The 21,432-nt window shown below is 73.1% G+C and carries 16 protein-coding genes, 2 pseudogenes and 1 riboswitch; of the genes and pseudogenes, 8 read left to right on the top strand and 10 right to left on the bottom strand.

The genetic code is table 11. The features are described from left to right. Positions 1 to 2: 2 nt before the first annotated feature. On the bottom strand, positions 3 to 2,120 hold the full coding sequence (locus AB0P35_RS22560; protein WP_363513256.1) for a hypothetical protein: 2,118 nt from the start codon (positions 2,118 to 2,120) through the stop codon (positions 3 to 5). Positions 2,121 to 2,351: 231 nt separating this feature from the next. Further along, positions 2,352 to 2,580, top strand: a riboswitch (cyclic di-AMP (ydaO/yuaA leader). A gap of 5 nt (positions 2,581 to 2,585) precedes the next feature. On the opposite strand from AB0P35_RS22560, the gene AB0P35_RS22555 reads away from it, so the two are divergent. Together AB0P35_RS22555 and AB0P35_RS22550 are read left to right on the top strand one after the other, a co-directional pair. Continuing rightward, positions 2,586 to 3,785, top strand: coding sequence for a transglycosylase family protein (locus AB0P35_RS22555; protein ID WP_363513253.1), 1,200 nt, complete (start codon positions 2,586 to 2,588; stop codon positions 3,783 to 3,785). Between the two features lie 178 nt (positions 3,786 to 3,963). Then, positions 3,964 to 4,167, top strand: a complete 204-nt coding sequence (locus AB0P35_RS22550; protein ID WP_363513250.1) for a hypothetical protein — start codon at positions 3,964 to 3,966, stop codon at positions 4,165 to 4,167. 119 nt (positions 4,168 to 4,286) lie between these two features. On the opposite strand, the gene AB0P35_RS22545 is transcribed toward AB0P35_RS22550, so the two are convergent. From AB0P35_RS22545 to AB0P35_RS22515, 7 genes are all read right to left on the bottom strand, one after another. Then, complete coding sequence (locus AB0P35_RS22545) at positions 4,287 to 5,330, bottom strand: LacI family DNA-binding transcriptional regulator (RefSeq protein WP_095876480.1); 1,044 nt, start codon at positions 5,328 to 5,330, stop codon at positions 4,287 to 4,289. A 1-nt stretch (position 5,331) separates the two neighbouring features. Further along, positions 5,332 to 7,050 (bottom strand): glycoside hydrolase family 13 protein, encoded by a 1,719-nt coding sequence (locus AB0P35_RS22540; RefSeq protein WP_363513246.1) that lies wholly within the window; start codon positions 7,048 to 7,050, stop codon positions 5,332 to 5,334. Between the two features lie 104 nt (positions 7,051 to 7,154). Beyond that, positions 7,155 to 8,060, bottom strand: a complete 906-nt coding sequence (locus AB0P35_RS22535) for a carbohydrate ABC transporter permease (protein ID WP_095876482.1) — start codon at positions 8,058 to 8,060, stop codon at positions 7,155 to 7,157. 49 nt (positions 8,061 to 8,109) lie between these two features. Next, positions 8,110 to 9,111 (bottom strand): sugar ABC transporter permease, encoded by a 1,002-nt coding sequence (locus AB0P35_RS22530; RefSeq protein ID WP_095876483.1) that lies wholly within the window; start codon positions 9,109 to 9,111, stop codon positions 8,110 to 8,112. Positions 9,112 to 9,222: 111 nt separating this feature from the next. Beyond that, entirely contained in the window at positions 9,223 to 10,506 is a 1,284-nt protein-coding gene (locus AB0P35_RS22525) for an extracellular solute-binding protein (RefSeq protein WP_363513242.1), read from the bottom strand. Positions 10,507 to 10,874: 368 nt separating this feature from the next. Beyond that, entirely contained in the window at positions 10,875 to 11,942 is a 1,068-nt protein-coding gene (locus tag AB0P35_RS22520; RefSeq protein ID WP_363513239.1) for an aldose epimerase family protein, read from the bottom strand. Between the two features lie 158 nt (positions 11,943 to 12,100). Then, on the bottom strand, positions 12,101 to 15,061 hold the full coding sequence (locus tag AB0P35_RS22515; protein WP_363513236.1) for an AAA family ATPase: 2,961 nt from the start codon (positions 15,059 to 15,061) through the stop codon (positions 12,101 to 12,103). 280 nt (positions 15,062 to 15,341) lie between these two features. On the opposite strand from AB0P35_RS22515, the gene AB0P35_RS22510 reads away from it, so the two are divergent. Continuing rightward, complete coding sequence (locus tag AB0P35_RS22510; RefSeq protein ID WP_363513233.1) at positions 15,342 to 16,292, top strand: terpene cyclase; 951 nt, start codon at positions 15,342 to 15,344, stop codon at positions 16,290 to 16,292. Between the two features lie 212 nt (positions 16,293 to 16,504). On the opposite strand, the gene AB0P35_RS22505 is transcribed toward AB0P35_RS22510, so the two are convergent. Further along, a complete protein-coding gene (locus tag AB0P35_RS22505) occupies positions 16,505 to 16,933 on the bottom strand; it encodes a DUF6325 family protein (protein WP_095876488.1) in 429 nt (142 codons plus the stop codon). A gap of 186 nt (positions 16,934 to 17,119) precedes the next feature. On the opposite strand from AB0P35_RS22505, the gene AB0P35_RS22500 reads away from it, so the two are divergent. The 5 genes and pseudogenes from AB0P35_RS22500 (at position 17,120) to AB0P35_RS22480 (ending at position 20,233) form a co-directional block, all read left to right on the top strand. Further along, a complete protein-coding gene (locus tag AB0P35_RS22500; protein WP_095877238.1) occupies positions 17,120 to 17,443 on the top strand; it encodes a hypothetical protein in 324 nt (107 codons plus the stop codon). 177 nt (positions 17,444 to 17,620) lie between these two features. Next, positions 17,621 to 18,634: a LacI family DNA-binding transcriptional regulator gene (locus AB0P35_RS22495; protein WP_363513229.1), complete on the top strand. Its 1,014-nt coding sequence runs from the start codon at positions 17,621 to 17,623 to the stop codon at positions 18,632 to 18,634. Positions 18,635 to 18,861: 227 nt separating this feature from the next. Beyond that, a pseudogene (locus tag AB0P35_RS22490) lies at positions 18,862 to 19,047 on the top strand (hypothetical protein); the annotation flags it as partial. Positions 19,048 to 19,091: 44 nt separating this feature from the next. Then, positions 19,092 to 19,433 carry a hypothetical protein gene (locus tag AB0P35_RS22485; protein WP_363513226.1) on the top strand — a complete coding sequence of 114 codons (342 nt, stop codon included), beginning with the start codon at positions 19,092 to 19,094 and terminating at the stop codon, positions 19,431 to 19,433. Positions 19,434 to 19,508: 75 nt separating this feature from the next. Continuing rightward, positions 19,509 to 20,233: pseudogene (locus AB0P35_RS22480) on the top strand (acetylxylan esterase). Here the strand turns inward: AB0P35_RS22480 and AB0P35_RS22475 are convergent. Further along, on the bottom strand, positions 20,134 to 21,360 hold the full coding sequence (locus AB0P35_RS22475; RefSeq protein ID WP_363513313.1) for a serine hydrolase domain-containing protein: 1,227 nt from the start codon (positions 21,358 to 21,360) through the stop codon (positions 20,134 to 20,136). The pseudogene AB0P35_RS22480 and the gene AB0P35_RS22475 sit on opposite strands and share 100 nt — an antisense overlap. Between the last annotated feature and the right edge of the window lie 72 nt (positions 21,361 to 21,432).

Genomic DNA, 21,432 nt, shown 5'->3' with positions numbered 1-21,432 from the left:
CCTCAGACCGGCAGCCGCCGGGTCGGTGCCGCGGCGTCGGCGAGCCGGATCGCCGGGACGGAGACCGCCCGGGGCGGGCTGTCCACGGTGGCGGGGGCCGCCACGGCGTTCCACTCCGCCTTGCCCGGGCCCGGCTCCAGCTGGACGGCCTGCCGCTCGCCGGCCTTGCGGAGGACGATCCGGGCCGGGCGGGGGGACTGCGGGTCCAGCCAGACCTCGTTGCCGCCGAAGGAGCAGTCCAGCACGGCGATGTCGTCCGGCTGGCCGTCCGGGGTGGCGCGGAAGGCCACCCCGGCCTTGCGGTAGCCCGTCATCCGGCTCCGACTGATCGTCACCGTGCCGCCGGCGAGCTGGTGTTTGGCCGTGGCGACCGCGTAGTCGGACTGCCCTGCCGCGTCGATCAGCAGGCCGTCGAAGACGGTGCCCTTCTCCCGGCCGAGCGCGTGCACGGCCACTCCCCCGGCGCCGTTGCCGTACAGCACACCGCCGTTGTAGTCGAAGTCGTTGAGATAGGCGCCGTGCTCGACGCCCCAGCCGCCGTTGTGGTAGGCGACGAAGCGCTCCAGGGTGTGGTGGTGACGGGCGTTCAGCCAGACGAAGATGCCGTTCTGCAGGTTGTTGTGGGCCAGGCAGCGCTCGAAGGTCCAGACGCCCTCGCTGGTCTCCGGCCACTCGTAGCCGGAGGCGCCGGTGGCGCCCTGGACGCCGACGGCCACGCAGTCGCGGGCGGTGCCGCCGGTGCCGGCGCCGAGTGCGAAGCCGGTGAGCCGGTAGCCGCGCGGGGCGGGCTCGTAGACCGTGCGGGAGGCCACGCAGGACTCGTAGGTGATGTCGTCCGAGGGTGCCTGCGGGGTCCGGGTGTCCGGCGGGCCGTCCCACCAGTAGGCGTCCTCCCAGGTGTCGTGGCTGATGCAGCTGCGGAAGGTGATGCCGTGGCTGGCGTGCGGGACGAAGGCGTGGCTGCCGCAGTCACGGACCACCACGCCCTCCACGACGGTGCCGCGGGAGGTGTCGCCGAGCATGTGGAAGTGCAGCCCGTACCGGCCGAGGACGGGCTCGGTCACCGGGGCGCCGTTCCAGGTCTCCTTGCCGGCCCGGCGCGGGCCGAGCCAGCGCAGCGCCGCGTGCCGGACATCGGCCCGCCGCGAGCTGGTCAGGTGGACGTGGGCGCGACCCCGGGGGGTGCCCTCGACCCGTACGCTGCGGGTCAGGTTGAGCACCTCGGCGCCGACGGCGACCCCGCCGCCGGCCGAGACGCGCGGGTGCGCGTGGGCCAGGGGTGCGCTCAGCACGACGGTCCTGCCGTCGACCCGTCTGATCGTGCACAGATCGTATCGGGTGGAGAATTCGTCCTCGCTCGGGGGTCCGGTCGGAGTGACGGCCAGCTCGTCGCCCGACTGCCAGCCGGTGGGCGGCTCGGCCAGGCTCAGCTCGGTGTCGCCGGCCTTGAGCGCGGTCGCCGCGCGAGCCCAGGCGGTCTTGGCGGCGCCGTCCAGCCGGAGGTAGCCGGTGCCGGTCACCCAGAGCCCGGTGTCCCCCTCCACCATCGTCATGCCGCCGCCCCGGAACGTTCGTTCGTCCACGGATGGAAATCGCAGGGTGTGCACGGCACCCTCCGCCGGAGCCAGCGCCAGGGTGCCGCGGACCTCGACGCCGCCCGCCGAGGAGAGCGTGAGGCTGCGCTCCGGCGCGAAGACCAGCGAACCGCCCGGCTCGACCAGCAGCGAGCCGACCGTCGCGTCGGCGTCCAGCAGGACGCGGTCGGCGATCCGCACGGCGCCCTTCGGGCCCGGGACGGCGCCGCCCCAGCCGGCCGGGTCGGACCAGCGGCGGCCCGTCAGATCGACCGGGGAGGGCGAGGGGTCGACCGGGGTCGGGGCGGCGTGCGTGTGCCCGGCAGAGGCCCCGCCAGGGCCCTCGGAGGGCGTGGCACCGAACGCGCCGGGATGCGCCTCGGAGGCGAGCGACCGGCGGGCCCATTCGCCGCCGGCCGCCGCGACCGCCGCGGTGGAGATCCCGATCCAGAGCAGCACCCGGCGCCGGCCCACCCGGCGGTGCGGGACCGGCCTCCGCGACATCCCGTCGGTCTCCGCCTCGCGGCGCCCGTCGCGCTCGTCCATGACCGGTCGACCCCTCCCCCGGGTCGCCGCCCGGCCCCCGCTGCCTGAAGCATAAACAAGCCGGTTTTCCCGGACGGGATTTGCACGAAAGCGGCGAAAGTCGATCACGGGGATATCAAGGAATCGATCATGAATTACGCCAAGATCACCTGTGACCGGCATCACACATGTTTGCGGTTTGAACTTAACTCTGTCTAATGTCCTCCCACGTTCGTGGTCACACGGACCCAGTTGGCCCGAACGCCGAGTCCTGCCGGCGGTCCGACTGGCAAGCGAAACGCACTTCGGCAGGGGCGGGGGAACCAGGTAAGTCGCCCGGGAGCGGTCCAGCGCCGCTCCCCGGCTTGGGGTGAAGCCGCGCGCGCGGAAACGGCGAGAGATCGCCGGAATCCGTGCGTGCGGCCGGGCAACTCCAGCCCGAATCCGACAGCTCACCTCGCAGGCGTGGGAGAGGAACGCTGCTTCATGCTGTCCATCAACTCCAAGCGCGGCCGACGCATTCTCGCCACCACCGGCGTCGTCGGCATCGGCCTCACCATCCCGTCGCTGGCCGTCGGCAGCGCCTCCGCCGCCTCGGTCTCCACCTGGGACAAGGTCGCCCAGTGCGAGTCCTCCGGCGACTGGCACATCAACACCGGCAACGGCTTCTACGGTGGCCTCCAGTTCACCAACAGCACCTGGTCCTCCTTCGGCGGCGGCAGCTACGCCTCCCGCGCCGACCTGGCCACCAAGGACCAGCAGATCGCCATCGCCGAGAAGGTCCTCGCCGTCCAGGGCCCCGGCGCCTGGCCCGTCTGCTCCGTCAAGGCCGGTCTGACCAAGGGTGGTCCGGCCCCCGAGATCAACCCCGGCGGCTCGGCCTCCACCACCGCCCCGGCGGCCTCCACCGGCAGCAGCACCGCCGCCAAGCCGGCCGCTCCGGCCGCCCCGGCCGCCTCCACCGGCAGCGGCTCGACCGCCTCCGCCGGCACCTCCCAGGACGGCAAGGCCTGGCAGGGCAAGAAGTCCTGGCAGGGCAACCGCTCCCACGGCGCCACCTACACCGTGCGGGCCGGCGACTGGCTGTCGACCATCGCGGAGCGCAACCACGTCCAGGGTGGCTGGCAGAAGCTCTACGAGATCAACAAGTCGGTCCTGACCAGCGGTCCGCACACCATCTACCCGGGCCAGAAGCTGTCCCTGGGCACCGGTGCGCAGCACGCCCAGGCCGCCCAGGCCGCTCCGGCCGCCGCCCAGCCGGCCGCCAAGCCCGCCACCACGGCGGTCAAGGCGAGCACCACCACCCCGGCCGCGCAGACCGCCACCGGCTCCAAGGCCGCCGCGGTCAACTTCGCGCTCTCCAAGGTGGGCCAGGCCTACATCTACGGCGGCACCGGCAACGGCGGCTGGGACTGCTCCGGGCTGACCCAGGCCGCGCTGCGCGCCGCGGGCATCTCCGTCCCGCGCGTCGCCGCCGACCAGGCCGACTACTCCACCCGCGTCTCGCTGGACAGCCTGCAGCCGGGCGACCTGCTGTTCTGGTCCAGCAACGGTGCCAACTCCGGTGTGCACCACGTCGCCATGTACATCGGTGACGGCAAGTACGTCGAGGCCGCCAACCCGAGCGCCGGTGTCCGCGTCCAGACGATCGCCAACTGGGCGCCGGACTTCGCCGGCCGGGTCTGATCCCGGCTCGGTGCCGGCGTCCCGCACGCCGGCATCCCCGCGCCCGTCGGCCGTACACGGGTCCCACGGCCCGGGCGCTCCTCTCCCCTCCGATGCCCCGGAGCGGCCTCCCGCCGCTCCGGGGCATCGGCCTGCCCGCGCGGATAGGCTGACGCTCCCACGGAGTTGAGGAGTCGCCATGGCAGCGAAGGTCACCGTCACGCTGGACGCCGATCTGGCGATCGAGGTCATGCTGGCCGCCGGGGCGGGCAACCCGCAGGACGCGGTCGAGCTCATCGTCCGCGACTACCTGGCCCGCAGCCGGCGCACCGAGGCCCGCACCGGGGACGCCGCCGACGCCGAACGCACCGCCCGCCCGCACCGCACCGTCGAGGAGGGCTGACCGGACCGCCGCCCGGGGGCGTCGGGGACACCGGGCCCCGGGAACGCCTGCGGCCCCGGAGAGAGAGCTCTCCGGGGCCGCAGCCGTGTGCCTCCGGCCATGGGCCGGGTGGCGGGGTGTCAGCGCACGCTGGCGCCGGTGGAGCCGCGCATCACGAGCTCCGGCTGGAACATGAACTCCGCGCGCTGCGCGGGGTTGCCGCCGACCTCCTCCAGCAGGGCGTCCACCGCGGCGGTGGCCATCGCCTCGACCGGCTGGCGGATCGTGGTCAGCGGCGGCTCGGTGAACGCTATCAGCGGCGAGTCGTCGAACCCGACCACCGAGACGTCCTGCGGCACGGAGAGCCCGCGCTGCCGGGCGGCCCGGATCGCGCCGAGCGCCATCATGTCGCTCCCGCAGACGATCGCGGTGGCGCCCTTGTCGAGCAGCGCGCCGGCCGCGGCGTGCCCGCCCTCCACGCTGAACAGCGTGTGGTGGACCCAGCCGTCGGCCTCCTCCGCGGTCAGCCCGAGGAGTTCCTGGACGGCCGCCCGGAAGCCCTCGATCTTGCGGAGCACCGGCACGTACCGCTTCTGGCCGACCGCGAGGCCGATCTTGGTGTGGCCGAGCTCGACCAGGTGCTGGACGGCCATCCACATCGCGGCCCGGTCGTCCGGCGAGATGAACGGCGCGGCGATCCGCTCGCTGTAGCCGTTGATCATCACGAACGGCACCTGCCGGCCGATCAGCTTGTTGTACCGCTCGTGGTCGGCCGTGGTGTCGGCGTGCAGGCCGGAGACGAAGACGATGCCCGCCACTCCGCGCTCGACCAGCATCTCCACCAGTTCGTCCTCGGTGGAGCCGCCGGGGGTCTGGGTGCACAGGACCGGCGTGAAGCCGTGCCGGCTGAGCACCTGCTCGATCACCTGCGCGAGCGCAGGGAAGATCGGGTTGCTGAGCTCCGGGGTGATCAGGCCGATCAGGCCCGCGCTGCGCTGCCGCAGCCGGGTGGGCCTCTCGTACCCGAGCACGTCGAGGGCGGCCAGCACGGTCTGCCGGGTCGTTGCGGAGACACCCGCCTTGCCGTTGAGGACGCGGCTGACGGTGGCTTCGCTGACCCCCGCCTGCGCCGCGATGTCCGAGAGTCGCGCTGTAGTCACGACCCCAGAGCCTATTGCAACCATCTCAGACCGCCCACCATACGGTGCTGTCCGCCGGCAGCAGAATCTCGCCGTCCACGGCCCCGGTGTCCGCGGAGGACAGCAGGATACGTCCGGGGGCGGTGATCCGGACCGGCTCCCCGGTGGTGTTGGAGGTGCAGACGAACGAGCCCTGCGCGCTGTCCCGGCGGAAGGCGAGGACGCCCTCCGGCGACTCCAGCCAGGTCACCTCGGTGCCGGCGCCGAGCGCGGGGTGCTCGCGGCGGACGGCCAGCGCCGAGCGGTAGAGCTCCAGGGTGGAGGTCGGGTCGCCGGTCTGGACCTCGACGCTGAGCTCGGCCCACTCGGCCGGCTGCGGCAGCCAGCTCGGGCCGCCCGCGGCGGGGCCGAAGCCGTACGGGGCCTCGGTGCCGGACCACGGGATCGGCACCCGGCAGCCGTCGCGGAAGCCGTCCTGGCCGGAGGCCCGGAAGAAGGACGGGTCCTGGCGGACCTCGTCGGGCAGGTCGGTGACGTCCGGCAGGCCGAGCTCCTCGCCCTGGTAGACGTACGCGGAGCCGGGCAGGGCCAGCATCAGCAGGCTGGCGGCGCGGGCGCGGCGCAGGCCGAGCTCGCGGTCGCCGGCGGTGCGGATCTGGGTGCCGAGGCCCGGCTCGTTGGCGAACCGGGTGGCGTGCCGGGTGACGTCGTGGTTGGAGAGCACCCAGGTGGTGGGGGCGTCGACCGGGCGCATCGAGTCGAGCGAGACGTCGATCACCTCGCGCAGCTCGGCGGCGTCCCAGGAGGTGCCCAGGTACTGGAAGTTGAAGGCCTGGTGCAGCTCGTCGGGGCGGACGTAGTTGGCGGTGCGCCGGACGGTCGGGGTCCACGCCTCGGCGACGCCGATCCGCTGGCCCGGGTACTCGTCGAGGATCTTGCGCCACTCGCGGTAGATCTCGTGGACGCCGTCCTGGTCGAAGAAGGGCATCACGTCGCTGCCGAGCAGCTTGAGCTGGTCGCCGGCGCCGATGTCGGGCAGGCCGGCCTCCTTGACCATGCCGTGCGCGACGTCGATCCGGAAGCCGTCGACGCCCATGTCCAGCCAGAACCGCAGGATCGAGCGGAACTCGTCGGCGACGGCCCGGTTCTCCCAGTTGAAGTCGGGCTGCTCGGGGGCGAAGAGGTGCAGGTACCACTCGCCCGGGGTGCCGTCCGGGTTGACGGAGCGGGTCCAGGCCGGACCGCCGAAGATCGACTCCCAGTTGTTGGGCGGCAGCTCGCCGTTCTCGCCCTTGCCGGGACGGAAGTGGTAGCGGTCGCGCAGAGGGGACGCAGGGCCCTCGCGCAGCGCGCGCTGGAACCACTCGTGCTGGTCGGAGGAGTGGTTGGGGACGAGGTCGACGATGATCCGCAGGCCGAGCCCGTGCGCGTCCCGGATGAGCCCGTCGGCGTCCAGCAGGGTGCCGAACATCGGGTCCACCGCGCGGTAGTCGGAGACGTCGTAGCCGGCGTCGGCCTGCGGGGAGGCGTAGAACGGGGAGAGCCAGACCGCGTCGACGCCGAGGTCGCGCAGGTAGGGCAGGCGGCTTCGGATGCCCGGCAGGTCGCCCATGCCGTCGCCGTTGGAGTCGGCGAAACTGCGCGGGTACACCTGGTAGATGACCGCATCCCGCCACCAGCCTCTGCTCGCGCCCGCACTCGCTGCGAGGGGCTCGGCGGCGGGGACGGGGGCGGGCCGGGAGGCGTCGGCCAGGTTCTGGGTCATGGGTCAGTCATCCCTTGGGGATTCGTGGCGAACAGAGCGTGGTGTGACGGTACGTCAGCCCGTCAGCGACGGCCGGTACTTCGGCCGTTCAGGGCGCGCAGCTGTCAGGACTTGGCGGCACCGGCGGTCAGTCCGGTGACGAGGTGGCGCTGGACGAGGTAGAAGACCAGGGCGGCGGGCAGCGCGATCAGCACCGAGGTGGTGGCCATGAGCTGCCACTGGTGGTCGTGCTCGCTGATGAAGGACTGCAGGCCGACCGCGAGGGTGTACTTGTCGGAGCTGAGCATGAACGTCGAGGCGAACGCGACCTCGGCCCAGGCGGTGAGGAAGGAGTAGAAGGCGGCGACGGCCAGGCCCGGGCGGGCAAGCGGCAGGATCAGCCGCCAGAACGTGCCGAACGGGGAGAGCCCGTCGACCCGGCCGGCCTCGTCGATCTCCACCGGGATGGTGTCGAAGTAGCCCTTCAGCAGCCAGGCGCAGTACGGGACGGTGGTGCCCGAGTAGACCAGGATCAGGCCGAAGTAGCTGTCCAGCAGCTGGAGGCTGGACAGGATGTAGTACATCGGCACGATCAGCACGGCGATCGGGAACATCTGGGTCACCAGCAGCGTCCACATCAGCTGCTTGTGGCCGGCGAAGCGCATCCGGGAGACGGCGTAGCCGGTGCTCGCGGCGAGCATGACGCCGACGACGGTGGTGCCGCCGGCGACGATCACCGAGTTGCCGAACCAGCTGAAGAAGTCGGTGTCGTTGAGCACCGTGGTGTAGTTCGACAGGGTGGCCTTGCCGAGGATCTGACCCGGGTGCAGGTAGTCCATGTCGTCGGGGCCGAGCGAGATGTAGGCGATGTAGACGACGGGGAAGAGCGCGATCAGGCTGGCGGTGATCAGCGCGAGGTGGCTGAGCACGGTGGCGAGCGGGCTGCGCTGCTCACGGCCGCGGACCTTGGCCGGCCGGGCGGCGTGGGCGGCCGCGGAGCGGGCGGCCGGGCGTTCGGTGGTGGTGGTCATCGGGTACCTGCCTCGTGGATGTCGCTGGTCTGCTGGATGCGCGCGGCGGTCAGCCGTTCGCCTGCTCGTTGCGGGCCAGCCAACGGCGGTAGAAGCTGGTGAAGACGATCAGGAGCGAGAGCAGCAGGACGCCGTAGGTGGCGGACTGCGCGTAGTCGCGGGGCATCTGGCCGAAGCCGAGGCGGTAGGCCCAGGTGACCAGGATCTGGGCGTCGGGCGCGCCGTTGCCGAACAGCAGGAAGATGACGGCGAACTGGTTGAACGTCCAGATGACGCCGAGCAGGACGACGGTGCTGCTGACGGTGCGCAGGCCCGGCAGGGTGACGTAGCGGAAGCGCTGCCACGGGGAGGCGCCGTCCATCTCGGCGGCCTCGTACAGCTCGGCCGGGATGGACTGCAGGCCGCCGAGCAGGGAGACCATCATGAAGGGCACGCCGACCCAGGTGTTGACGGTGATCGCGGCGGCCTTCTGGGCCAGCGGGTCGGAGAGCCAGCCGGGCTCGGGCAGGCCGACCGAGCCGAGGATGCCGTTGATCGCGCCGCCGTCGGCGAGCATCAGGCGCCAGGAGAACACGGTCACGAAGGTCGGCACGGCCCAGGGCAGGATGAGCATCATGCGGTAGAGGCCGCGGCCGCGGAGCTTCTGGTTGAGCAGCAGGGCGAGGGCGAGGCCGATGGTGTAGTGCAGGACGACGCAGATGGCCGTCCAGGCGATCGTCCACACGAAGTGCGACCAGAAGCGGTCGTACGAGCCGGGGCCCCAGAGCACGTCGGCGTAGTTGTGCAGGCCGACGAAGTTGAAGCTGTCCGGGATGTGGTTGACGCCGATCTGGCGGCCGGTGTTGAGGCTGGTGGCGTCGGTGAGCGTCAGGTAGACGCCGCGCACGAGCGGGTAGCCGACCAGCACGCCGAGCACGATCACGACCGGCGCGATCATGGCGTAGGCGTACCAGTACTTGCTGTACGAGAGCTTGAGGCGCTGCACGAGGCCCGGACGCGGTTCGCGGCCGCGGCGGCTCTTACCGGGAGCGCCCTGCACGGCGACTGCCATTGTTGACACCTTTTCGGGAGGTCCGCCGTCTCGCGTCGGCGACTGGGTCTTCGTACGGGGGTGGCCGACGGCCGCCCGGCCCACCAGGGGTGGGCCGGGCGGCCGGAGGGCTTACTTGGCGAAGCCGGGGAGGAGCTTCGCGTAGTCGACGGCGGTGGCGTCCAGGCCGGCCTTGGTGTCGGACTGGCCCTGGACGATCTTGCCGAGGTTGGTGCCGATCGAGCCGAACAGCGAGGAGTACTCGGGCAGCTCGGGCCGCGGCTGGGCGGAGCCCAGGATGGCCTGGTAGCCGGCGATGCCCAGGTTGGCCTTCACCTCGGCGGTGTAGGCGTCGCCGCGGGTCGGCAGGGTGGAGTTCTTCAGCGCGAGGGTGGTCTGGCTCTCGGCCGAGGTCAGGAACGCGGCGAGCTTCTCGGCAGCGGCCTTGTGGGCGGCGTCGGAGCCGGCGTAGACGGAGACGTTGTGGCCGCCGGTGGGGGCGCCGGCCTTGCCGGTGGAGCCGGCCGGGACGGCCGCGATGCCGAGGTTGGCCTTGTTCGCGAACGCGGTGCCCTTGTAGATGTTGGTGATCTCCCAGGGACCCTGGATGATCATCGCGACCTTGCCGGTGTTGAAGGCGTCCATCATGTGGGCGTACGAGTCGGTGGTCACGTCGGCCTTGGCGGTGCCGGGCGCGGTGAACATCGTCTTGTAGGTCTCGATGGCCTTGACGGCCTCGGGCGAGTTGACGGTGATCTTCTTGCCCGCCGCGTCGACCATGTTGGTGCCCTCGCCGAACAGGAACGGCATGGCGAAGTAGCCGTCGCCGGCCCGCATGAAGAAGCCGTCCACGCCGGCCTTCTCCTTGACCAGGGCGGCGTCGGCCTTGAGCTCGTCCCAGGTGGCGGGGGCCTTGGTGATGCCGGCCTTGGCGAAGAGCTCCTTGTTGTAGAGCAGGCCGAGGGTGTCGGTGACCAGCGGGGCGCCGTACGTCTTGCCGTCGTACTTGGCCTGCTGGATCAGGCTCGGCTGGAAGGAGGACGCGTCGGGGAGCGCCGGGGTGCCGTCCAGCGGCTCCAGGAAGCCGGCCTTGGCGAAGGCGGAGGTCCAGCCGACCTCGGCGCGGAAGGCGTCCGGGGCGCCCTTGGCGCCCATCGCGGTCTGCAGCTTGTTCTGCGCCTGGTCGAACGGCACGTTGACGAAGTTGACCTTGATGTTCGGGTTGGCGGCCTCGAACTTCTGGACGAGCGCCTGGTAGGTCGGAGCCTCGTTGGTGGCGTTGGACGTGTCCCAGTAGGTGATGGTGACCGGTCCGCCGTCGCCCTTGGCGTCCGAGCCGGAGCCGCTGCTGCCACAGGCTGCAAGAGATACCGCAAGGGCCGCAACGAGAGCGGAGGCCGCGATGCCACGCCGCATGAGAACTCCTAGGAAAGGTGGGGGTGCCCGAATTGGTGGAGGACCGCGCATAATGGCTGTCCCGTGCCGACTGCGCCGTTGCCGCCGTCGGGCTTGTGGAGGAACGTAACAGCGGCGAAAGCCAACCTGAAAGCCCTTGCAGCAACTTTCTGCAAGCGTCATTCAGATCGTTACATCCGCGTGTCCTCCGAGTTGCCGACCCGCGAATCACCGTGTCGATCCCGGTGGCCTGCATCACTCCAGCTCAACCCGGGCATGCGAACGGCCCGCGCCGACCGGGGGGTCCCCGGCGGCACGGGCCGTCGTTGCGGAGCTTTCAGCAACCGGTCTCGGCGGACGGGCACCCGGCCCGCCTCCGGCCTCCGCTCTCAGGCGGTTCCGAGGCGCAGCACCGTGGTCGAGCGGAACTCCTCGCCCGGCCGCAGCAGCGTCGACGGGTAGGAGGGCCGGTGCGGCGAGTCCGGGTGGTGCTGGGTCTCCAGGGCGACGCCGGCGTAGGGGCCGTACGAGACGCCGCGGGCGCCGGCGACCGCGCCGTGGAAGCCGTTGGCGGTGTAGACCTGGATGCCCGGCTCGGTGGTGAGCACCTCCAGGGTGCGGCCGCTCTCCGGGTCCTCCAGCAGGGCGGCGCGGGCCGGGGTGCCGTCGGCCGGGCGGTCGCGCAGCACCCAGTTGTGGTCGTACCCGCGGGCGGCGACGATCTGCGGGTGGTTCTCGGCGATGCCCTTGCCGAGCGGTCGCGCGGTGGTGAAGTCGAAGGGGGTGCTGGCCACCGCCTCGAACGGGCCGAGCGGGATCTGCCGGGCGTCCACCGGGGTGTAGTGGTCGGCGTCCAGGGTGAGCAGGTGGCCGAGCACGTCCCCGCTGCCCTCGCCGGCGAGGTTGAAGTAGGCGTGGTTGGTCAGGTTGACCACTGTGGGCTTGCTGGTGACGGCGTGGTAGTCGATGGTCAGCGCGTCCGCGGAGAGGGTGTAGGAGACCGTGACGTCGAGGCCGCCGGGGAAGCCCTGGTCCCCGTCGGGACTGTGCAGCCTCAGCCGGACGCCGCCGGGGATCTCCTCGGCCTCCCAGATGCGGTGCGCGAAGCCGTCCGGGCCGCCGTGCAGGGTGACGCCGTTGCCGGTGGGGGCGAGCGGGTGGTCCTCGCCGTCGATGGTGATCCGACAGTCGGCGATGCGGTTGGCGTAGCGGCCGACGGTGGTGCCGTAGTGGCGGGCGGCGCCGAGGATCTGCGGGAGTTCGTCGGTGGAGAGCAGGATCTGGCCGGGCGTGCCGGAGCGGTCGGGCGCGGTGAGGGTGTGCAGGGTGGCGCCGAGGGTGAGGACGTCGGCCTGCAGCGGGCCGTTGCGCAAGGTCCAGCGCTCGATCGCCGCGCCCGCGCCGCTGGGTTCGAAGGGCCCGTGCCCGACCTCCGTGGCCTGTGCGGATGCCGCCATGGCCTGCTCCTCACCGAAGCGGCCGCAACCGCCTCACCTCGACAGCTGTTCGATTATGGGCGATCTTGTCGCTCCAGGAGCAGCCTAGCCCGACCGGGGCCCGGTACGGCGCTGCTGCGCGGTACGTGCCCCGGCCGGTCGGCCGCTGCCTGCGGTGGTCAGAGGCCGTCGTCGGTACGGGAGTCCTTGTCGGGCAGCTCGAGGGCGGCCGCCAGGCCCTCCGGCCCGGTGCCCGCTTTGCGGTGCACGGCGGCCAGCCGGCGGTGCACCAGGCTGAGCGGCAGGTCGAGGTGTTCGGCGATCCGCTGCGGCGGCAGGCCGCGGACGGCGAGCTCGGCGACCTCCCACTCGTGCTGGCTGAGCGCGTCCTTGGAGAGGGTGCGCAGCCGGTTGGGGCGCAGCCCGGAGACGGCGAGTTCGCGCCGGGCGCGGGCGACCAGGCCGTCGGCGCCGCACTGCTGGGCGAGTTCCATGCCCTGGTAGAGGTATTCGCCGGCGCCCACCAGCCGGCCGCTGCGGCGCAGCGCCGCGCCGAGGTCGACCAGTGCGTGGGCGTGCTCGTGGCCGGCCGGGGACTGGCCGAGCACCGAGACGGCCTCCTCCAGGAGGTCGACGGCGACCGGGCCGTCGGTGACGGCGGCCTGCAGTCGCAGGGCGGCGCCGACCGCGGAGGCGGAGCCGAAGTGCCGGGCGCGGTCGACCGCGAGCTGTGCGTACTCGCGGGCGGCGTCCGGATCGTCCGGGGCGAGCGCGAGTGCGAGGTGGCCGGCCCAGGGCGCCCAGACGGTGTTGTGCCGGCCGCGGGCGGTGAGCTGGTCGCCGACCTGGTGGAGCACCTTGGCGGCCTCCGTGAGTTCGCCGCGGGCCAGCAGCAGCTTGCCGTAGAGGGTGGGCGCGTCGGGCAGCACCATGGCGGTGGGGTGGTAGGGCGGTGCGAAGCGGTACTGCTCGGCGAGCTCCCAGGCCTCCTGGACGCGGCCGCGGGCGAGCAGGGTGTCGGCGAGGACGCCGACGATGTCCCACTGCAGCAGCAGGTCGGGAGCGATCCGCTCGGAGATCCGCAGGCCGCGGCGGAGGAAGTCCTCGGCCTCCAGCAGGAATCCGCGGCGGAACCGGACCAGGCCCATCAGGAAGTAGGCGAAACCGCGGTGGGCGCCGCTCCAGCCGGCGATCTCGAACTCCATGATCGCGTCGGAGAACAGCCGTTCGGCACGGATGAGTTCGTCGGTGTAGGTGAGGGTGAGGCCGATCAGGGCGGGCAGTTCGAAGCCCCAGGTGGTGCCCGTCCAGCCGAGCTCGGTGGGCAGCCGGCCGCCGACCAGGGCCCGGTCGGCGAGTTCGACGGCACGGGCGGCGGACTCGCCGCGCAGGGTGAGGTCCCAGGCGCGCATCGCCATCACGGCGCGTTCGGCGCTGTCCCGGCCGGTGAGCGAGTGGGCGAGCTGCTCCAGCCGGTCGGAGCGGGCGCCGGCGTCGTCCTCGTCGCGCTGGAAGGCGGCCCACATGAAGTGCGCGGCCTGCAGCCGCAGCCGGCCGGGGCCGGGCGGGGTGCGGTCGGCCTCCTCCTGGCAGATCTCCGCGGCCCGGGTCAGCTGCCCGGCGTGGGCCAGCGCCTCGGAGAGCCGGAAGGTGGCGTCGACCCGCAGTTCGGCGCCGAGGCCGTTCTCCTGCTCCAGCGCGATGGTGAGCTGGTTGACCGTGGCGGCCGGGTCGGTGAGCAGGGCGGAGCAGCCGAGCTCGTACATCACCTCGGCGCGGATGTCCTCGTCCGGCGGCTCGTTGAGGGCGCGCTCCAGGCAGCGCTTGGCGGCGTCGGGGGCGCCGATCGCGAGGTGCTCCTGGGCGGCCTTGCGCAGCTTGCGGACGATCGCGTCGTCGCCCTCGGGCAGCACCTCCAGCAGGTGCCGGGAGGCGGCGAGCATCGAGCCGCCGGCGTTCTCGATCGCGGTGGCCGCGATGCCGTGCATGGCCGTCTTGGTCGCGGCCGGCATGGTCAGGTAGATCGAGGTGCCGATCAGCGGGTGGACGAACTCGAGCCGGCCGTTGGGCTGGCTGGTGAGGACACGCTGGCGGCGCAGCTGGCGGACGGACTCCTCGGCCTGGTCGGGGCCCTGGGCGGAGATGGTGGCGGCGAGGCTCTGCCGGATGTCGGTGCCGAGCAGGGCGGCGGCCCAGGCGAAACGCAGTGTGGTGGGGCCGAGCTTGTCGAGCCAGTGCTGCAGCGTCTCGCCGCGGGCGGCGGCGGCGAGGTCGTGCAGCCGGCGGGAGTTCTCCTCGCTGGGCTCCAGCGCCTGGTCGCGGACCTCGCGGAGCAGCGCGACGACCTCGTACGGGGTGCCGCCGGTGACGGCCCAGACCTGGCGGCAGAAGGCGTCCTCGGCCTCGCCGCCGAGTTCGGTGCGGACGAGGTCGGCGACGGTGTCCGGGGTGAGGCGGCGCAGTTCGTGCCGCTGCTGCGCGATCGACTCGACCTGGTGCCGCAGGGCGTGCGCCTTGTGGTCGAACTCGTCGCGGTAGGCGAGGACGAGCAGCACGGGGAGTTCGCGGGAGCGGACGGCGAAGGCGGCGAGCCAGCTGAGCGACTCCTGGTCGGCCCAGTGCAGGTCGTCCACCACCATCACCAACGGCGCGCGGCGCGGCGCGAGTTGGGTGAAGACGAAGTCGAGACCGTCGCGCACGCCCTGCGGGTCGAGCGGCTCCAGTTCGTCGGAGGGCGGGACGAGGCCGATGGCGGGGCCGACGATGCCGTACCAGTTGCCGAAGACCTCCTGCTTCTCGTCCTCGGGCAGCGCGCCGAGGACGGGCTGGAGCAGTTGGCGCAGCACCCGGAAGGGCTCGTTGCGCTGGCGTTCGCCGCCGCGGGCGAAGAGCACGGTGCAGTCGGGCTGGAGCTTGGCGAGGCGGCGCACCCGGTGCAGCAGCGAGGTCTTGCCCATGCCGCCGGGGCCGGAGTAGCAGAGGACCTCGCCGATCTCGGTGCCGCCGGCGGCGAACTTGCGGCAGAGCCGGGCGACCGCCTCGTCGGCGGCGTGCAGTTCCGCGTCCCGCTCGCGGAGAGTCTCCTCGGTCGGCGAGGCGACGTACTCCTGCTCGCCCTGGCCGTTCTGATCTGCCGCCACCGCAGCGCCTCCGCCTCTTCCGATCCTGGTACGTTCCCGACCCTAGCGCCGTGCACGCCCGCGCGGGCGGCATTCGTGCAGGCCCGAACGGAGTCGAGGATTGAGGCCCGACGCCCCGGGCAAATGCCCTGGTGCGCATGCCATCTGATGATCCGATCGGGTAGTCTGCCGGGCCGGACGGCGCAGTCGATCTTCAGTACGTCCCAGTATCAGCAGCGGAGTTCACCGCACGACGCGCACGTACAGCACCGGATCCGAGAGTCACCTCGCTGGGAGCACGATGTCCGACGACAGCTCACTCGACTTCCCGTTCCCGCACCGACGCAGCGGGCACCACGCCCACGCGGCCGAGCGGCACCGCTCCTGGCTGGCCCGCCACCGCGAGCTGGCGGACGTCGCCGACGCCGCGGTCTACGGCCACTGGGAGGTGGCGGAACTCGCAGCGCTCAGCCATCCCGGCATCGAGGCGGACGAACTCGCCCTCGCCGCAGACATGTTGGGCTTCTTCTTCCTCTTCGACGACCAGTTCGACAGCGACCTGGGCCGGCGCCCCTCCGAGGTGGGCCGGATCTGCGACCGGCTGACCGCGATCCTGCACGGCGCCCTGCCGGACGGCAATTCGGGGGTCGAGCGGGCCTTCGCCGACCTGTGGAGACGGTCCACGGCCGGCATGCCCGGCCGCTGGCGGGCACGGGCCGCCGCCAACTGGGAGTGGTACTTCGCCAGCCACCCCGCCGAGGCGGCCGGCCGGCGCTCCGGGCGCATCCCGGACCGCGAGGGCTATCTGATGCTCCGTCGGGGAACCGCCGCCATGGAGACCATCTTCGACATGCTGGAGCGGCTCGGCGGGTTCACGGTGCCGCAGAGCACCTTCCACCACCCGGTGTTCCGGCAGCTGCGCCAGGTGGCCGCCGACATCCCGTCGTACAGCAACGATGTCCGCTCCTACCCGTTGGAGGCGCCGCGCGGCGACGTCTACAACCTGGTGATGATCGTCCAGCGCGAACGCTCGTGCCCGCCGGAGGAGGCCTGCTCGGTCGTCCTCGCCGAGGCGCAGCTGCTGGTCGACCGCTACGGCCGACTCCTCGCCGAACTGCCCTGCGCCTTCGGAGAGCTGGAGCTGGACGAGGAACAGCGCGGCATCGCGCAGCGCTACGCCGACGGCATGACCGCCTGGCTGGCGGGCTACCTGCACTGGGAACGGTGGACCGGCCGCTACCGCACCGGGTGACCGGCGATGCACCCACCGTAGCGGAACGCCGGGCTCGGGACCAGAGGCTCCGGCGCACGCGTGCGAGTATTCCGACGGGCGCGCACGGGTCGGCCCGCGCCCCTCACCCCGCCCGGCGCGCGTCGCCCGGCGCAGGGGTCTGCACACCACGTACGGGCGGCCACTCAGGGGCGCGTGACGACACCCGACGCCCCGAGGGCGACTCCTGACACTCAGCGCCCGCTGCCCGCCCGGGCGCGTGCGGCGCGGACGGCCTCCTCGATCCGCTCCGGCGGGATCCGCACGCCGGACGCGATCCGCCCGCCGACCGCGCCGAGCGCGGCCGCGGCGCTCTGCGCCCACAGGTGCTCGATCAGCACGACCACCGCGACGGTGCCCGGGGCGAGCAGGGCGGCCGCCTCCTCGGCGTCGGCCGGCCCGATCAGCGGCAGCTCCGCGCCGCCGGCCGCGACCACCCCCTGCAGGTGCTCCACCTCACCGACCTCCGCGTACTCCACGGTGCCGTCGGCCCGGCGGGCGACCACCAGGGCGTCGATCACCCGGATGTCCCCGGCCGTCCGCAGGGCGCCCAGCGCGCGGGCGCTCTCCGCGGTGATGGCCTCCTGCGGGAACGTCAGGACGATCAGTTCGGCCGGCCCCATCCAGGGCACTCCTTCCGTCGGCGGTTCCCCGCGGTGGCCCCCCCGGAAGCGGATCAAAGCACAGCCCGGGCCCTGCTCGGCGGAGGCGGGGCGCGGACGGAGTACGCCGCTGGCGGCCGGGCGGGCGCCGTGCTCTCTGGAAAGCACGGCACCGTGCCGTGCACCCGGGACGAGGAGGCCCCGACCATGACGATCCCCGCCGCCAAGCTGTCCAATCCCGCCGTCCGCGCGCTGGTCGCCGCGATCAACGGAGGAGACCCGACCGCGTTCTTCGCCGCGCTGACGCCGGACGCCACGATGTCCGACGACGGCTCGGACCGCCCGCTGGCGGCCTGGGCCGAGCGGGAGATCTTCTCCTCCCGCGGGCACATCGAGGTCCAGACCGAGAAGGACGGCGGCCTCGCCCTGATCGCCAACTACCGCAACGACACCTGGGGCGAGATGCGCACCGCGTGGCGGTTCACCGTGGACGGCAACCTGATCAGCCGTTTCGAGACCGGTCAGGCGTAGGACTCCGGGCCCCGGCGACACGGCCGGGCACAGTTGGTGAAGCGCTTCGACACCGGGTCTGGACACAGTCCATCTGCCTCTCTAAGCTCTCGGGCAGGACAGCATCGAGCCGCACAGCAGACATCGTCGAAGCGCTTCACCAGCCGCGCCCGGCCGTGTCGCGAGATGGAGCACCAGATGGTCACGCTCGCCCAGGTAGCCCGGCACGCCGGGGTGTCCCCGAGCACGGTCTCGTACGTCATCAGCGGCAAGCGGTCCATCTCGCAGGACACCCGGCTGCGGGTGGAGCGCAGCATCGCCGAGCTCGGCTACCACCCGCACGCCGGGGCCCGGGCACTGGCGAGCAACCGCTCCAATGTGATCGCCCTGATGATCCCGCTGCGCACGGACATGTTCGTGCCGGTGATGATGGAGATCGCCATCGCCATCACCACCACCGCCCGCCGCTTCGGCCACGACGTGCTGCTGCTCACCAGCGAGGAGGGCCCGTCCGCGGTGAAGCGCGTCGCCGCCAGCGGACTGGCCGACGCGATGATCCTCATGGACGTCGAACTGGAGGACGAGCGGATCCCGCTGCTGCGGCAGACCGGGGCCGCCGCCGCGCTGATCGGCCTGCCCGCCGACCCGGCCGGGCTCACCTGCGTCGACCTGGACTTCGAGGCCACCGGCGCGCTGGCCGCCGACCACCTCGCCGACCTCGGCCACCGCGAGGTGGCGCTGATCGGGGCCGCCGAATCGGTCTACCGCCGGCACACCGGCTTCGCCGAGCGCACCCTGGCCGGCTTCCGCCAGCAGGCCGCCGCCCGCGGCCTCGGCTTCCTCCACCGCCCCTGCGGGGCCGGCCTCGAGGCGGCCAGCGGAACCCTCTCCCGCATCCTGCAGGAGCGGCCGAACACCACCGGCTTCGTGGTGCAGAACGAGGCCGCGCTGCCGCACCTGCTCAGCCAGCTCCGCCAGTCCGGGCGCGCCGTGCCGGAGGACGTCTCGGTCGTGGCGATCTGCCCCGACGAGGTGGCCCTGCACTCCGCCCCGCAGCTCACCTCGGTCTCCATCCCCGCCCAGGAGATGGGCCGCCGGGCGGTCGAGCTGCTGATGGCCCAGGCCGGCGGCGAGGACACCTCCGGGCTGACCCTGCTGCGCCCCACCCTCACCATGCGCGAGTCCAGCGGACCGGCCGTCCGCACGAACTGACCCGTCCCCCTCGCCGCGCACCACCCGCAGCGGACTCCCGCAGCACCCGCCAGGCACCACCGCTCCAGCGCACCACCCGCTCCACCGGGCCGCTCGCGCGCATCGCCGATCCCCCGGAGCCGGGCGCACCCGCACGCGCCCGTACCCCCACCGATCCCACACGCCGGGGCGTCGCCGCGCCGGCGCGCCCACCGCTGCCCACGCGCACCCCCAGGAGTCGTCCCGTGAACCAGCTGGTCGCACCGGTGGTCGAGGCGGGTGCGCGGGAGCGTGCCGTCCGACTGCCGGCAGGCGCGACCTGGCGGTGCGCCTGGACGGGCGAGACCCACCCGGGCGGCACCACGGTGACCGCCGACGCCCCGCTCGACCGGATCCCGCTCTACCTGCGCGACGGCGCCCGGCTGCCGATCTGATCGGGCTGACCGGGCCCCGTCCTTCTCGTGGCAAGGAGGCCACCATGCACCCCCCCGCCCTGCACCCGACCGCTGCGCCCCATCCCGCCGCCCTGAACCGCGGCCGCACCCCCGCGTCCGGCCGGCTCGGCCCGCTACAGGCACCGCCGTACCGGCAGGCCCAGCCCGTGCCGCAGACGCGGCGGCCCGCCGCCGGACTGCTCGCCCCGGAGGAGCACCAGCTGCTGCTCCTGCTCGCCGAGGGCCTGCCGCTGGACGCCATCGCCCGCCGGCTGTCCACCTCCAGCCGCACCCTGCGCCGCCGGATCCGGGTGCTCTGCGACCGGATCGGGGTGCGGACCCCGCTGCAGGCCGCGGTCTGGGCCGCCCGGCGCGGCCTGATCTGACCACCCGCCACCACCGGGACCGTCCGCCACCACCGGAACTTCCCCGGCTTCGGCGGCGAGCCGGTCGCCGGGTGGCTGCTGCTGCCGCACGGCGCCGCGGGTCCGCTGCCGGCGGTGGTCGAGTACCTGGGCTACAGCCAGGTCGGGGCCTGCCACCGGAGCGGCTGCTGTACGTCTCGGCGGGCCATGCCCACCTGGTCATGGACACCCGTGGCCAGGGCCACGACACCCCCGACCCGCACCCGGGCGGCCCGCAGTGGGCGGCCGGGTTCATGACCCGCGGGATCGACTCCCCCGCGGGCTACTACTACCGGCGGCTGTACGCCGTCCGGGCGGTGGGCTTCGTCCGGGGCCTGCCGCAGGTCGACCCGGCGCGGGTCGTCGTGGCGGGCGCCGGCCAGGGCGGCGGGCTCGCGCCGGCCGCGGCCGCCCTGGCCGGGGAGGCGGTGGCGGCCGCGCTGGTCGACGTCCCGTTCCTGCAGCACGTCCCGCGCGCCGTGGAGACCGCCTCGGCCGGCCCCTACCCCGAGATCGCCGACTACTTGGGCCTGCACCGCCCCCGCCGCCATCGAGGTCTGGCGGTTCGGCGACCACGCCGGCGGCCGCGCCTCCCAGCAGCAGCGCCACCTGGAGTGGCTCCGCGAACAGGGCCTGGGAGCATCGAACTGACGGACAGTCAGGTCAGGACGGGGCGGACCCGTCAGCCGGTCCGGCCGTCCAGGCAGGCGCGGACGGCGGCCATCAGGCTGCGGGAGCGGATGTCGCCGGTCACGCCGGGCTGCATGCCGTTGGTCACGTAGCCGAAGCCGATGCCGAGGTCGGGGTCGGCGAAGCCGAGGGAGCCGCCCCGGCCGGGGTGGCCGAAGCTGGCCGGGGAGGCCATCGGCGAGGTGGCGGCGTGGCGGAAGAAGCCGTGGCCGAAGGTGGTGTTGACGATCAGTACCTTGTCCGGGCCGCTGACCGCCGGGCCCATGGCCTCCTTCAGCACCTCCGGGCCGAACAGCGCGGGCAGCCGCTCACCGGGCGCGCCGCCGTGCCGGTCCGCGGCGCCGATCAGCGAGGCGTAGAACCGGGCGACCGACCGGGCGGTGCCGATGCCGCCGGCACCGGGCACCTCGGCGGCCTGCACGGCGGGGTCGTTGAGGTCGACGGCGGCGAGAACGGCGCCGAACGCCCGGGCGGTCAGCGAGGTGCGGTCCTGGTAGGCGCGCACCACGGAGGCCTTGGGGCGGACCTTCATGCCGCTCGGGCCGGTCTGCGCGGCCTCGGGGGCCGGCAGGTCGACCAGCCGGCCGACCCGGGGCGCGGCCCCCGCGGGCAGGCCGATCCACAGGTCGAGGCCGAGCGGCTGGGCGATCTCCTCGGTGAGGTAATGGCCGATGCTCCGGCCGCTGACCCGGCGGACGACCTCGCCGACCAGCCAGCCGAAGGTGTACGGGTGGTAGCCGTGGGCGGTGCCCGGCTCCCAGGCGGGGGCCTGCGAGGCGACCGCGGCGGCGGCCGGCTCCCAGGTCAGCAGGTCCTCCAGGCGCAGCGGCACGTCGAGCACCGGCAGCCCGGCCTGGTGCGAGAGCAGCCAGCGGACGGGGACCCGACCCTTGCCGGCGGCTGCGAACTCCGGCCAGTACGAGGAGACCGGGGCGTCCAGGTCGAGCAGGCCCCGCTGGACGAGGTGGAGCGCGGTGGCGGCGGTGAGGCCCTTGGTGACGGAGCGCAGCACCTGGGCGGTGTCGGCCGTCCACGGCACGGCGGGGGCGGGCCGGCCGCCGACCTCGGGCCGGGCGTCGCCGCCCCACAGGTCGACCACCTTGCGGCCGTCCAGGTAGAGCGCGAAGGCCGCGCCGAGTTCGCCGTACTCGCGGAAGTTGCGGGCGAAGGCCTCGCGGACGGGTTCGAAGCCCGCCGCCGTCTCGCCCCAGATCTCCACCGCTGTCACGTTCCCCGCCGTTCCGTCGTCTGCGCCTCCGGTTGGAACGATAGTCGGGTGGTCCGACCGGTG

Source organism: Kitasatospora sp. NPDC085879 (genome assembly GCF_040686255.1).
Classification (GTDB): Bacteria; Actinomycetota; Actinomycetes; order Streptomycetales; family Streptomycetaceae; genus Kitasatospora.
The sequence above is the reverse complement of the archived record's forward strand: the minus strand, read 5'-3'. Positions and strand labels throughout refer to the sequence as shown.

What these genes read in the sequence shown, in the direction of transcription:
- AB0P35_RS22560 (WP_363513256.1), bottom strand. Translation starts at nt 2,120, where the DNA reads ATGGACGAGCGCGACGGGCGCCGCGAGGCGGAGACCGACGGGATGTCG.
- AB0P35_RS22555 (WP_363513253.1), top strand. Translation starts at nt 2,586, where the DNA reads ATGCTGTCCATCAACTCCAAGCGCGGCCGACGCATTCTCGCCACCACC.
- AB0P35_RS22550 (WP_363513250.1), top strand. Translation starts at nt 3,964, where the DNA reads ATGGCAGCGAAGGTCACCGTCACGCTGGACGCCGATCTGGCGATCGAG.
- AB0P35_RS22545 (WP_095876480.1), bottom strand. Translation starts at nt 5,330, where the DNA reads ATGGTTGCAATAGGCTCTGGGGTCGTGACTACAGCGCGACTCTCGGAC.
- AB0P35_RS22540 (WP_363513246.1), bottom strand. Translation starts at nt 7,050, where the DNA reads ATGACCCAGAACCTGGCCGACGCCTCCCGGCCCGCCCCCGTCCCCGCC.
- AB0P35_RS22535 (WP_095876482.1), bottom strand. Translation starts at nt 8,060, where the DNA reads ATGACCACCACCACCGAACGCCCGGCCGCCCGCTCCGCGGCCGCCCAC.
- AB0P35_RS22530 (WP_095876483.1), bottom strand. Translation starts at nt 9,111, where the DNA reads ATGGCAGTCGCCGTGCAGGGCGCTCCCGGTAAGAGCCGCCGCGGCCGC.
- AB0P35_RS22525 (WP_363513242.1), bottom strand. Translation starts at nt 10,506, where the DNA reads ATGCGGCGTGGCATCGCGGCCTCCGCTCTCGTTGCGGCCCTTGCGGTA.
- AB0P35_RS22520 (WP_363513239.1), bottom strand. Translation starts at nt 11,942, where the DNA reads ATGGCGGCATCCGCACAGGCCACGGAGGTCGGGCACGGGCCCTTCGAA.
- AB0P35_RS22510 (WP_363513233.1), top strand. Translation starts at nt 15,342, where the DNA reads ATGTCCGACGACAGCTCACTCGACTTCCCGTTCCCGCACCGACGCAGC.
- AB0P35_RS22505 (WP_095876488.1), bottom strand. Translation starts at nt 16,933, where the DNA reads ATGGGGCCGGCCGAACTGATCGTCCTGACGTTCCCGCAGGAGGCCATC.
- AB0P35_RS22500 (WP_095877238.1), top strand. Translation starts at nt 17,120, where the DNA reads ATGACGATCCCCGCCGCCAAGCTGTCCAATCCCGCCGTCCGCGCGCTG.
- AB0P35_RS22495 (WP_363513229.1), top strand. Translation starts at nt 17,621, where the DNA reads ATGGTCACGCTCGCCCAGGTAGCCCGGCACGCCGGGGTGTCCCCGAGC.
- AB0P35_RS22485 (WP_363513226.1), top strand. Translation starts at nt 19,092, where the DNA reads ATGCACCCCCCCGCCCTGCACCCGACCGCTGCGCCCCATCCCGCCGCC.